This is a genomic window from Kutzneria viridogrisea DSM 43870 (genome assembly GCF_000525635.1).
Lineage (GTDB): Bacteria > Actinomycetota > Actinomycetes > Mycobacteriales > Pseudonocardiaceae > Kutzneria > Kutzneria viridogrisea.
On sequence record NZ_CP007155.1, the window covers coordinates 3,297,570 to 3,309,295 of the forward strand.

General features: G+C 71.8%; 12 protein-coding genes. 7 read left to right on the forward strand and 5 right to left on the reverse strand.

The features are described from left to right. The first annotated feature begins 2 nt into the window (after window positions 1-2). The 3 genes from fabI to KALB_RS14845 all read left to right on the forward strand — a co-directional run bounded on the left by fabI (window position 3) and on the right by KALB_RS14845 (window position 2,748). Entirely contained in the window at window positions 3-770 is a 768-nt protein-coding gene (fabI, locus tag KALB_RS14835; protein WP_025356499.1) for an enoyl-ACP reductase FabI, read from the forward strand. 113 nt (window positions 771-883) lie between these two features. Next, a complete protein-coding gene (locus KALB_RS14840; protein ID WP_042220357.1) occupies window positions 884-2,128 on the forward strand; it encodes a sensor histidine kinase in 1,245 nt (414 codons plus the stop codon). Continuing rightward, window positions 2,125-2,748 carry a response regulator gene (locus KALB_RS14845; protein ID WP_025356501.1) on the forward strand — a complete coding sequence of 208 codons (624 nt, stop codon included), beginning with the start codon at window positions 2,125-2,127 and terminating at the stop codon, window positions 2,746-2,748. Before KALB_RS14840 ends, KALB_RS14845 begins: the two co-directional genes overlap by 4 nt. Before the next feature lie 177 nt (window positions 2,749-2,925). Here the strand turns inward: KALB_RS14845 and KALB_RS14850 are convergent, their stop codons facing one another. Next, window positions 2,926-4,383, reverse strand: coding sequence for a PucR family transcriptional regulator (locus KALB_RS14850; RefSeq protein ID WP_025356502.1), 1,458 nt, complete (start codon window positions 4,381-4,383; stop codon window positions 2,926-2,928). Between the two features lie 114 nt (window positions 4,384-4,497). On the opposite strand from KALB_RS14850, the gene KALB_RS14855 reads away from it, so the two are divergent. The 4 genes from KALB_RS14855 to KALB_RS14870 all read left to right on the forward strand — a co-directional run bounded on the left by KALB_RS14855 (window position 4,498) and on the right by KALB_RS14870 (window position 9,208). Further along, entirely contained in the window at window positions 4,498-5,895 is a 1,398-nt protein-coding gene (locus KALB_RS14855; RefSeq protein WP_030108554.1) for an amino acid permease, read from the forward strand. Continuing rightward, entirely contained in the window at window positions 5,895-7,232 is a 1,338-nt protein-coding gene (gabT, locus tag KALB_RS14860) for a 4-aminobutyrate--2-oxoglutarate transaminase (protein WP_025356504.1), read from the forward strand. Before KALB_RS14855 ends, gabT begins: the two co-directional genes overlap by 1 nt. A gap of 95 nt (window positions 7,233-7,327) precedes the next feature. After that, the gene (locus KALB_RS14865; protein WP_081789339.1) at window positions 7,328-8,116 is read left to right on the forward strand and encodes a DUF4142 domain-containing protein; all 789 of its coding nucleotides are present in this window, start codon (window positions 7,328-7,330) and stop codon (window positions 8,114-8,116) included. Window positions 8,117-8,161: 45 nt separating this feature from the next. Beyond that, on the forward strand, window positions 8,162-9,208 hold the full coding sequence (locus KALB_RS14870; RefSeq protein WP_025356506.1) for a ferrochelatase: 1,047 nt from the start codon (window positions 8,162-8,164) through the stop codon (window positions 9,206-9,208). 383 nt (window positions 9,209-9,591) lie between these two features. Here the strand turns inward: KALB_RS14870 and KALB_RS14875 are convergent, their stop codons facing one another. The 4 genes from KALB_RS14875 to KALB_RS14890 form a co-directional block, all read right to left on the reverse strand. Then, on the reverse strand, window positions 9,592-10,038 hold the full coding sequence (locus KALB_RS14875; RefSeq protein WP_025356507.1) for a DinB family protein: 447 nt from the start codon (window positions 10,036-10,038) through the stop codon (window positions 9,592-9,594). A gap of 4 nt (window positions 10,039-10,042) precedes the next feature. Beyond that, the gene (locus KALB_RS14880) at window positions 10,043-10,234 is read right to left on the reverse strand and encodes a hypothetical protein (RefSeq protein WP_025356508.1); all 192 of its coding nucleotides are present in this window, start codon (window positions 10,232-10,234) and stop codon (window positions 10,043-10,045) included. Between the two features lie 2 nt (window positions 10,235-10,236). Continuing rightward, the gene (locus KALB_RS14885) at window positions 10,237-11,031 is read right to left on the reverse strand and encodes an Rv1486c family protein (protein ID WP_025356509.1); all 795 of its coding nucleotides are present in this window, start codon (window positions 11,029-11,031) and stop codon (window positions 10,237-10,239) included. Between the two features lie 103 nt (window positions 11,032-11,134). Further along, window positions 11,135-11,617, reverse strand: a complete 483-nt coding sequence (locus tag KALB_RS14890; RefSeq protein WP_025356510.1) for a YcxB family protein — start codon at window positions 11,615-11,617, stop codon at window positions 11,135-11,137. Window positions 11,618-11,726: the final 109 nt, after the last annotated feature.

Sequence of the window (11,726 nt, forward strand, 5' to 3'; positions counted from 1 at the left end):
ATGTGAGCGGACTGCTCCAGGGAAAGCGGCTGGTGATCACGGGGGTGATCACTGATGCCTCGCTCGGCTTCCACGTCGCCAAGGTGGCGCAGGAGCAGGGGGCCCAGGTCGTGCTGACCGGCTTCGGCCGGATGAGCCTGGTCGAGCGCATCGCCAAGCGGCTGCCCAACCCGGCCCCGGTGATCGAGCTGGACGTCACCAACCCGGAACACCTGGAGGCCCTGCCCGGCAAGGTGCGCGAGCACCTCGACGGGGTGGACGGGGTCCTGCACTCCATCGCCTACGGCCCGCCCTCCACGCTGGGCGCGGACTTCCTGGACGCGCCCTGGGAGGACGTGGCCACCGCGGTGCAGGTCTCGGCGTACTCGCTGAAGTCGCTGGCCGTCGCGCTGCTGCCGCTGATGAGCGAGGGCGGCTCCGTGGTGGGCATGGACTTCGACGCGCGCGTCGCGTGGCCCGCCTACAACTGGATGGGCGTGTCCAAGGCCGCGCTGGAGTCGGTGACCCGCTACCTGGCCCGCGACCTGGGCCCGCGCAAGGTCCGGGTGAACCTGGTCGCGGCGGGCCCGGTGCGCACGATGGCCGCCAAGTCCATCCCCGGGTTCACCGACCTGGACAAGATGTGGGCCGAGCGCGCCCCGCTGGGCTGGGACCCGACCGACCCCGAGCCGGTGGCCAAGTCCGTGTGCGTCCTGCTGTCGGACTGGCTCCCGGCCACCACCGGCTCGATGGTGTGGGTCGACGGCGGTCTGCACGCCGTCGGCATGTAGTCGCGTCCGGCCGGGGCGGGCGCAGCGCACCAGTGTGCCCGCCCCGGCCATGACCAAAGTCATGTGTCCCGGGCTCGATGCCCACCGCGCGCCCGGCCGTTACTGTCTGTCGCGTGGACTCCACCTCTCCAGCGCCAGCGGAGTCTCCATGGCCCGGTCGGGTCCGGTGGCTCGCCGACCGGGCCATCGATCCTGCCCGGCCGTTGTTCTGCGGCCTGGTCTTCTGGATCACCGTGCTGGTGCTTCCCGTTGCGGTGTCGGCGAACTACCTCAACCTGGAGCAGCCCTACGGCCTGTGGCCCGTGCTCGCCTGCTCGTGCGCGCTCGTGGCGCTGTGGTTGGTGCTGCCGTGGGAACCGACCGCCCCGCTGTGGCGCAAGGCGATGCACCCGCTGTTCGTCGCCGTTGCGCTGCTGCTCAACTTCGTCACCTCCTACAACACGATCGTGGTGTGGTTGCTGCTGGCGCTGGCCAACTGCACGTTCCTGTTCGGGGTGCGCGGTGCCGTGGCGTTGTGCACGGCGCTCATGCTGGTCTCCTTCGGCGGCTCGCTGGTCTACCCGGGGCACAGCCTGGTCTTCGCACTGGTCCAGGCGCTGGTCGTGCCCGCGCTGGCGGTGTTCGTGGTGGGCCTGGTGCACGCCGTCACCGAGGCGCGGGCCCGGCGCGAGGAGAGCCAGCGACTGCTCGGGGAGCTCGCCGCGGCACATGCCGAGCTGCGCGCGCACGCCGAGCAGATGCGGGACCTGGCCGTCGCCGAGGAACGGGCCAGGATGTCCCGCGAGATGCACGACTCGATCGGGCACTACCTGACCGTGATCAAGGTCGGGCTGACCAACGCGGAGCGCTTCCGCACCCTGCGCCCCGAGCAGGCGTGGGATGAGGTGCGCCAGGCCAAGGAGCTGACCGGCTTCGCGCTGGCCGACACCCGGCGCTGGGTGCGCGCGATGCGCCCGCTGGGGCTGGAGGGCGCCTCGGGCAGCGCCGCGCTCGCCGAACTGGCCCGCTCCTTCGACGGCACCGGGGTCCGGGTCGAATTCTCCGTGCGGGGACGCGAACTGCCGCTACTGGGCGACACTGAGCTGGTGCTGTACCGGGTGTTGCAGGAAGGACTGACCAACGTGCTGCGCCATGCCGGTGCGAGCCGGGCCGAGGCCGTGCTGCACTTCACCGAGGACCGGGTGAGCCTGGCCGTGAGCGACGACGGTGGCGGCACGGGCCCCGGGGACTGCGAGCGCGGGTTCGGCCTGTCCTCGCTGGCCGAGCGCGCCGAGTCCCTCGGCGGCGGCCTGGTGGCGCACAACGCCGATCGGGGCGGCTTCCTGCTGCGGGTCGAGCTGCCGGTGGCCCGGGCATGACCGCGGTGCGCGTGCTGCTGGTGGACGACCAGGTGCTGATGCGCAGCGGGCTGCGCAAGCTGTTGGAGATCGAGGACGGGGTCGAGGTCGTCGCCGAGGCCGCCGACGGGGTGCAGGCCCTGGCCGAGGTGGCCCGGCACCGGCCGCAGGTGGCGCTGGTCGACGCCCGGATGCCCAGGATGGACGGGGTGGAGCTGATCACCCGGCTGAGCAGGGACCACCCCGAGGTCGCCGCGATCGTGCTCACCACCTTCGACGAGGACGAGTACGTGTTCGGCGCGCTGCGTGCCGGGGCGCGCGGCTTCCTGCTCAAGGACGCCTCCCCGGAGGAACTGGTCGCCGCGATCGCCAAGGCCGCAGCCGGGGAAACCGTGCTGGACGGCCAGGTCGCCGCCCGGGTCGTGGCCCAGCTCAAGGGACCCGGGCCGGTGTCGCACACCGTGCTGTCCACCCGTGAGGCCGAGGTGGCCAGGCTGGTCGCCGGGGGCTCGTCCAACCGCGAGATCGCGGCACGGTTGTTCATCACCGAGGGCACGGTGAAGAACCACGTGTCCAGCACCCTGCGCAAACTAGGCCTGCGCGACCGCACCCAGCTGGCGCTACACATGGCCGGGCACTGACCCGCCCCCGGCGAGTCCCGTTCTGCGGCGCGCGAGTCCCGCTCTGTGGCGCGTGAGTCCCGCTCTCCGGTTTGGGGCGTGCGGCTCAGCACGGGACTCGCGCGCCTGTGACCGGGATTCGTGCGCGGCTGGGCGGGACTCGCGCTACTCAGGACGGGACTCGCGTTTGGATCGGCCTCAGGGCAGGGCGCGGAGGGCGAGCCAGAGCTCGGCACGCAGGTCTGCGGAGTCCAGGCTGCGCCCGAGCAGCTGCTCCACCCGCCCGATCCGGTGCCGCAGCGTGTGTCGGTGCACGCCCAACCGGGCCGCCGCGGGGTCCCACTGCCCGTGCTGCCCAAGCCAGGCGCGCAGCGAGGTCACCAGCTCACCCCGGCCGGTGGCGTCGTGCGCCAGCAGCGGCGCGAGCAGTGACTCCGCGAAGGCTCGCGCCGCGGACTCGTCCACCAGGTGCAGCACCCCGCCCGCGGCCAACTCGGCGAAGTGCACCAGCGCGGCGCCGGATCGCCGTGCCGCGCCCAGCGCGCGACGAGCCTGCTCGTGGGCACGGCCCAGATCCGCGTAGTCGGTCGGTTCCGACACACCGACGTGCACCTCACGCAGCTCGGCCAGGGGCGTGACCTCGGCGAGCAGCAGGACCAGCTCCCCGTCCAGGTCGGCGTGGAACAGGGCGTCGCCCCGATCTTCGAGCAGGTCGATCGCCGCGCCACGGCCCGTGCCGCCGAGCACCGCCACGTGCAGCGGCGCCGCGGGCGGATCCCCCCACAACTCGCCCGCCACGGACAGCGCGAGCTCGTGCTGCCCGCCGAGCGCGAGCCGGAGCAGGCCGGTGCGCAGCGTGCGCTGCGCGGCGTCCAGGGCGTTGGACCGTTCGAAGCCGACGGTCAACAGGGCGGCCGCGGTGGTGAGCACGTGCTGCTCGGTCGGCGACAGGCGGTGCTGCCTGCCGACGGCGAGGAAGCCTCGCACCCGGCGGCCCGCGCCCAAAGCCTGCACGGTGATCTCGTTGCCGCCCAAGGAAAAGGTCGAACTGGACGGTGGTGCCGCCGCACGTAGTCTGGCCAGTTCGGGGCGCAGGGCCTCGGCGTGCTCGGCACGTCCGGTGCGGACGGCACCTCGGTGGTCCAGCAACAGCACCCAGGCCGACAGCCGCCTCGCGAGCTGACGCACGACCGCGTTCGCGCCATCGGTACGCACCGCGGCCGAGGTCAGCGCACGCTGTGCTTGGTATGCACGGGTTACCTCGGCGTACTGCTCGGCGGCCACTGCCGCGGCCACGGCCTTGCTGATCGCGATGAACGGCACCTCGCGGGGCACCTCGAGCACCGGCAGGCCCAGGTCCTCCGCCTCGGTGGCCAGCGCGGCGGGCACCCGCGACCAGGTCAGCCCGGTGCCCACGCCGAGACCCGCGACCCCAGCCGCGTGTAGCCGCCGCACGTACTCCACCTGCGCGGACCTGGTCCTGCCCGCGCCGATCCCGGTGGTCAGCAGCAGTTCGCCGCCCTCCAGGAAGTCCACCGGGTCGATCAGCTCGCTGGTGTGCACCCAGTGCACCGGCCGGTCCAGCCCACGCGCACCGGCCCGCACCACGAGCCCCAGCTCGGGGCGCCGCAGCAGGGCGGCAAGCGTGGTGGTCACCCGGCACCTCTGGACAATCCGGCCAAGACTGGAGGACAACTTGTCCAAACAGGCTACTTGGCCGGTGGCAGTGACGCCGACCACGCTGGCTGCACCCGACAGGAGGACTGGTTGATGAGCGCACCACCGCCCAAGCTCGCCGCCACGCTGGCCAAACGGCACCTGAGCATGATCGCCATCGCGGGCGTGATCGGGGCCGGGTTGTTCGTCGGCAGCGGGGCGGCGATCAAGCAGGCCGGTCCCGGCGTGCTGATCTCCTACGCGGTCGCGGGCGTGCTCGTCGTGCTGGTGATGCGCATGCTCGGCGAGATGTCGGCGGCCACCCCGGAGACCGGCTCGTTCTCCGCCTACGCCGACCGCGCGATCGGCCCGTGGGCGGGCTTCGCCATCGGCTGGCTGTACTGGTTCTTCTGGGTGATCGTGCTCGCGGTGGAGGCCTCGGCCGGTGCGGCGATCGTGCACCGCTGGGTGCCCGGCGTGCCACAGTGGACCTGGGCCCTGGTGCTGATGGCCCTGCTGACCGCCACCAACCTGTTCTCGGTCCGCTCCTATGGTGAGTTCGAGTTCTGGTTCGCCGCGATCAAGGTCGCCGCGATCACCGTGTTCCTGCTCGTCGGTGTGGCCGCGCTGCTCGGACTGGTTCCGGGCTTCGCCTCACCTGGCCTGCACAACCTCACCGGGCACGGCGGCTTCCTGCCCAACGGCTTCCCGCCCGTGGTGGCCGCGATGTTCGTCGTGGTGTTCTCCTTCTTCGGCGCGGAGATCGCCACCGTCGCCGCGGGCGAGTCGGCCGACCCGGTGCACGCGGTCCGCTCGGCCGTGCGCTCGGTGGTGTGGCGGATCCTGGTGTTCTACCTGGGTTCCATCGCGATCGTGCTGACCCTGCTGCCCTGGGACGACGCGGGCATCGCCAAGAGCCCGTACGTGGCGGTGCTGGAGCGCATCGGCCTGCCCGGTGCGGGCGCGGTGATGGACGTGATCGTGCTGACCTCGGTGCTGTCCTGCCTGAACTCCGGGCTCTACACCTCCTCGCGCATGGCGTTCTCGCTGGCCGGTCGCAGGGACGCGCCCGCGCTGCTCGGTCGCATCTCCCGTTCCGGTGTGCCGGTCGCGGCCGTGCTGGTGTCCACTGTGGTCGGTTTCATCGCCGTGTTCTTCAACTACGTCTCGCCGGACACGGTGTTCCTGTTCCTCACCAACGCTTCCGGTGCGATCGCGGTGTTCGTCTGGCTGGCGATCGCCGTCTCCCAGCTGCGGATGCGCCGCCGCCTGGAACGTGAGGCCCCCGAGCGGTTGACCCTGAAGATGTGGGGTTTCCCCTACCTGACCTGGATCGCCATTCTGGCGATGGTGGCGCTGCTGGTCGGCATGCTCTTCGACGCCGACGCCCGGCCGCAGATGGCCCTCAGCCTGGTCGTGGCCGCCGTGGTGGTGGCCGTCGGCCTGTGGCGCCACCGCACGAGTTCCCGAGTGCCCGCTTTCACCGCCACCTCCCCAGGAAAGGACCAGTAGTGGCAACGCCCACCGCGCCCACCGCCCGCCGACTCGTCACCGAGATCCCCGGACCGCGTTCGCTGGACGCCCAGCGCCGCAGGCTCGATACCGTGGCCAAGGGCGTGGGCAGCGTGCTGCCCGTGTTCGTGGAGTCGGCCAGTCCCGGCCTGCTGCACGACGTGGACGGCAACACCCTGATCGACCTCGGCTCGGGAATCGCGGTCACCAGCGTGGGCGCCGCCGCGCCCGCCGTGGTCTCCGCCGTGCAGGAGCAGGCATCCCGCTTCACGCACACCTGCTTCATGGTCACGCCCTACGAGGGCTACGTGCGGGTGTGCGAGGAACTGGCCGAGCTGACCCCGGGCACGCACGCCAAGCGCTCCGCCCTGTTCAACTCCGGCGCCGAGGCGGTGGAGAACGCGGTGAAGATCGCCCGGCACGCCACCGGGCGGCAGGCGGTCGTGGTGTTCGACCACGCCTATCACGGGCGCACCAACCTCACGATGGCGTTGACCGCCAAGAACATGCCGTACAAGCACCGGTTCGGGCCGTTCGCGCCGGAGGTCTACCGGGTGCCGATGTCCTACCCGCTGCGGGACCCGCAGGGCCTGACCGGGCAGCAGGCCGCCGCGCGCGCCATCGACATGATCGACAAGCAGGTCGGCGCGGACAACCTGGCCTGCGTGCTGATCGAGCCGATCCAGGGTGAGGGCGGCTTCGTGGTGCCCGCGCCCGGTTTCCTGCCGGAGATCGCCCGCTGGTGCGCCGAGCGCGGGGTGCTGCTGGTGGCCGACGAGATCCAGACCGGCTTCTGCCGCACCGGCACCTGGTTCGCCTGCGGCCACGAGGGCGTGGTGCCCGATCTGATCACCACCGCCAAGGGCATCGCGGGCGGTCTGCCGCTGGCCGCCGTCACCGGCCGCGCCGAGATCATGGACGCGGTGCACGGCGGCGGGCTGGGCGGCACCTACGGCGGCAACCCGATCGCGTGCGCCGCCGCGCTGGCCACGATCGAGGTGATGCGCGAACAGGACCTGTGCGCCAAGGCCGCCGAGATCGAGCGGATCGCGCTGGCCCGGCTGCGCGACCTGGCCGGGCGGTTCCCGGTGATCGGCGAGGTGCGGGGCCGCGGCGCGATGATCGCCGCGGAACTGGTCCGGCCCGGCACCACCGAGCCGGACGCCGACCTGACCGCCCGCATCGCGAAGGCCTGCCACGCCAGGGGAGTCGTCGTGCTCACCGCGGGCACCTACGGCAACGTGCTGCGCCTGCTGCCGCCGCTGGTGATCCCGCACGCGGTGCTCACCGAGGGCCTGGACGTGCTGGCCGCGGCCTTCACCGAAGTAGTCAGGTAACGATTGGATAACGCGGCCACTCGGGGCTGAGCGGATCACCGGTGCCCACCCGTAGTCCAGGACAGCGTTTGCGTTGGACGAGAGGTGGGTGACCGGTGATCACAGCGGCGATGCGGAGAAGGGCCGCGATGCTGGTGGTGGGTCTGGGCGTGCTGTCCGCGCCCCTGGCCGGGTGTGCCAGTGGCACGACTCAGGTGAGCAACACCGCCAACACCGGCAACCCGCTGGACGTGGGAACCGAGGTCACGCAGACCCAGTGGGGCCCGCTCGGGCCCGCCGACCGGCTGATGCTGGTCAAGGTGCGGCTGGCCGGTGCCTGGGAGCTGCCCTCCGGGGAGATGGCGCTGAAGAAGGGCGTCTCGCAGGCGGTGCGCGACGCCGGAACCCACCTCATCGACGGGCACACCGAGCTCAACGCCACCGACACCAAGATCGCGGCCGAGCTGAACGTGCCGATCCCCACCACCCCGCTGCCCGAGCAGCAGGGCTTCCTCACCGAGATGACCAACGCCAGCGGCACGGCCTTCGACAAGTTCTTCGCCGGGGTGCTGCGCGACCAGCACGGCGCGGTCTACCAGCTGCTGGCCCAGGTTCGCGCGGGCACCCGCAACTCGATGATCAGGGACTTCGCCAACCGCTGCATGGTGGTCGTGCTCGACCACATCACCATGATGGAGCGCACCGGGCTGGTGAACTACGAGGCGCTGCCCTCGCCGACGGCACCGCCCCCGGTGCCCGTGCCCACCGCCGCGCAGGTCACCTCGAGCAACAACACCTCGCTGGGGGTGTTCGTGATCGCCGCGGTGATGGCCGCGGGCGCGATCGCCGTGCCGTTCGTGCGGCGGCTGCGCCCCAAGAAGAAGCCCTCGATCATCCCCGAGTGACGACCCCGTCGGGCGTTGCCCGCGGCGTGGGGTGAAGATGGTGCGGTGAGTGTCGACGCGTTGTTGCTGCTGTCCTTCGGCGGACCGGAAGGTGAGGCGGACGTCCGTCCGTTCCTGGAGAACGTCACCCGGGGGCGAGGTGTGCCGCCGGAGCGACTGGACGAGGTCGCCCAGCACTACCTGCACTTCGGTGGTGTGTCGCCGATCAACCAGCTCAACCGGGACATCATCGAGGCGGTGCGTGCCGAGCTGGCCGCGCAGGGCATCGACCTGCCGGTGTACTTCGGCAACCGCAACTGGCACCCGATGGTCGAGGACACCGTGGGCAAGATGGTCGCCGACGGGGTCCGGACCGCGTTGGTGTTCCCGACCAGCGCCTATGGTGGCTACTCGGCCTGCCGCCAGTACGACGAGGACATCACCCGTGCCCGCGCCAGCGTCGGCGACAACGCCCCGGACCTGGTGAAGCTGCGCCAGTTCTTCGACCACCCGCTGTTCGTCGAGCCCTTCGCCGACGCCGTGCTCGCCGCCCGCGAGCAGCTGCCGCGGGACGTGCCGTTCCGGCTCGTGTTCACCGCGCACTCCATCCCCGTGTCCTTCGACGCCACGGCCGGTCCCCGCGAGGAGGGCGGGCACCGCTACTCACGGCAGATCGCCGAGGCCGCCAGGCTCGTCGCCGCCGCGGCCGGTGTCGCCGAGTACGACGTGGTGTGGCAGTCCCGCTCCGGCCCGCCGCAGGTGCCGTGGCTGGAGCCCGACATCGTCGACCACATCGACGCCCTGCACGCCGACGGGGTCCGCGCGGTCCTCGTGTGCCCGGTCGGCTTCGTCAGCGACCACCTCGAGGTCGTCTGGGACCTGGACACCGAGGCCCGTGAGCGCGCCGAGGAACACGGCATGGCCTTCGCCCGCGCCGCCACCCCCGGCCCCGACCCGCGCTTCGCCCAGCTCGTCGTCGAGCTGATCCGCGAACACGTCGCCGACGCGCCCGCGCGCAAGCTGTCCGCGCTGCCCTCCGCCGGGTGCACCGCCAACGGCACGTTCTGCGCCACCGCCTGCTGCGAGCCGCCCGCCCGACGGCGCCCGGCGTGAGAGAACCGCTCGGTTTGTGAGGTCGTGCCCCACGAGCAAGATCCACACCAATCCTGGGCACCTGCGCGGCTCGGGCGGCAGCTCGCGGACTTCGGCCGCGACCTTGGCCGCCCGGCACGTGCGGACCTTGTCCGGCCAGACCCGGATCTGGCGCTACCTATGGAATTGTGATGATCGACTTATCGGCACCACCACCCCTGACAACATCTCCTGGCGCTACACCTACGACCCCCTCGGTCGTCGTGTCTCGAAGCTACGCCTGACCCCTGACAACCAGGTCGCCGAACAGACCCACCCCAGCGGGCACACCACCACCTGGGACCACCAACCCGGCTGGCGCACCCCGGTCAGCCAACTCGACCAGTCCGGTGCGGGACAGCTCGCTAGCCGCGCTGTCGCGCCGCGTACAGGTCGCGCATGAGGGCGGCTTCGGCGCCGTGGTGCACCAGCTCGTCCAGGATGTGCAGGACGAACGCGCGGCGGGTGGCGGTGGCGTAGGGACCGCCGAGCGGGCCGATGAGTTCCTGGAGCGAGGAGTCGGTGCTGGCGGCCAGCACGGAACTCCAGGCGGCGTAAGCCTGATCGAGCGCGGACAGGGCACCGGCCGCGGTGGTCGGCTCGGCGATGGTGACGCCCGAGGGCTCCAGGCCGAGCCAGGTCCAGTTCCGCTCCATGGAGAGGAAGTCGACGATGTGGCGGAGCCGCCACTTCAACGTGGTGACCTCGGGCTGCCAGTGGAACTCCGCCTCGGTGAGCCCGGCCAGCCGGGAACTCAGCCGCTGCCAGACGTAGTCGGAGGTCTCGACGATGTCGTCCCGAGCGGAGTTCACACCCTCAGCCCCTGGAACGCCGGATGCCGGTGACCAGCGACCAGATCCCGGCCAGGGCCAGCAGCAGGCCGATGGTCAGCCACAGCTTGGACCCGGTCATGAAGCTGCCGGTGACGTACCCCAGCCCCTGCAGGGTCCACAGCCCGCCGAGCAGCACGGCGAGCACGCCCAGCAGGGTGAAGACCCACGGCCGCACGGTCAGTGCCTCCCGGCGTGGTCGGACAGCACACGCACCGCCTCGTCGATGGCGGCACACCGGGCACGGCGCACGGCGTCGGACAGCGGGCGCAGCGCCTCGGCCCTGGCACGGGTGGCGGAGGCGGAGACCGCGCCACCGGGTGCGTCCCCGGCGGCGACCTCCAGGATCGCGGCGACCTCGGTGGCCCGCTGGAGCACGCGCAGCGACCGGGGCGGCATGCCCGTGGGCCAGGCCAGCCTCGGCTGGGCGGCGACCGCGTTCTCGATCTCCTTGCGCACGTTCGGCCGGTGCCGGGCCACGTCCAGGTCCACCAGGGTGGTCGCGGCCTGCCGCATCGCCCCGGCCAGCCCGTGCTCGGCCTCGCCGATCGGCACGTGCTCGGGCGGGGTCGCCGAGGGCAGGTCGAACACGGTCCAGCGGATCACCTGGTCGGCCACGAGCCGGGGCACGATGCCCACACCGGCGTCGGGCAGCACCACGGCCTGCCCCGCGCGCAGGGCGCAGGCGTTGAGCGGGCCGTTGCCACCCAGTCCTCGCACGTCGCCGGGTACCGGCAGGACGAGGCGGCCGTCACCGGCCTGTGTCCTGCGCAGCGCGGCCAGCAGCAGCGCCGGTGCGGCGGGGGACTCATCGGGGCCAGGGAGGTCGAGGGCGGTTGCGGTGCCGTCGTCATCAGCGACGACCTCGTGCAACTCGGCCCAGACCTGCAGGGCGTCCAGGACGTCGTCGGCCGCGGCTGCGCCGTGCAGCCAGGCTGAGGTCCAGACGACCAGCGTCGCGCTCGGACAAGACACGTCGGATGACATTACGTGGCCCAGCGGCGGATGCACACGCGGGGCACGCGGGTTTCGGTGCTGACACCACAGTTGTGGTGGCCGGAGCACCGTCGCGGTGCTGTCAGCCAACAGGTCCGACGCGGCGGATCAGCAGCTCCCGGAAGCCGTGCTCGTCGGAGGGCGCGGCGAAGGCGCGGTGCGGCACCGAGTAGACCGGGCTGTAGGGCCGGGAACCGGTGCGCAGGACGATACCGTGCTCGGTCTCCTGCCAGCCGCGCAGGGCCGTCCAGGCCAGCTCGCTGGGTGCGCTCGCGGGACCGCTCATGCGCAGCGCGAACTCGTCGGCGCTGGCCAGCACCAACTGGTTGGCGGGCAGGTTGTCGCGGTAGAGCAGCCGCGCCTGCCACGGCACGATCACCAGCACGGCGGCCGCGGCGATCATGCCGAGCGCGCCGGAGGACGCGTTGCCCGCCACCAGCAGCACAGCGGACATCGCGGCCAGCGCCGCTGCGAACCACGGAGCCCACCGCACGACCGGCGCGACGGCGCGCAGGGCGTCCCGCCGATCCGCCGGTTCCGGCTCCCAACTGAACTCGACGTACACGGGTCCTCCGTTAGCTGCGTCACACACAGGATGCGACAGTCTGCTCCAACCGAGTGATCGTTAGCCACCCCGCCGCGCCGATTCGTGACCTACTCCGATCCGTCAGACG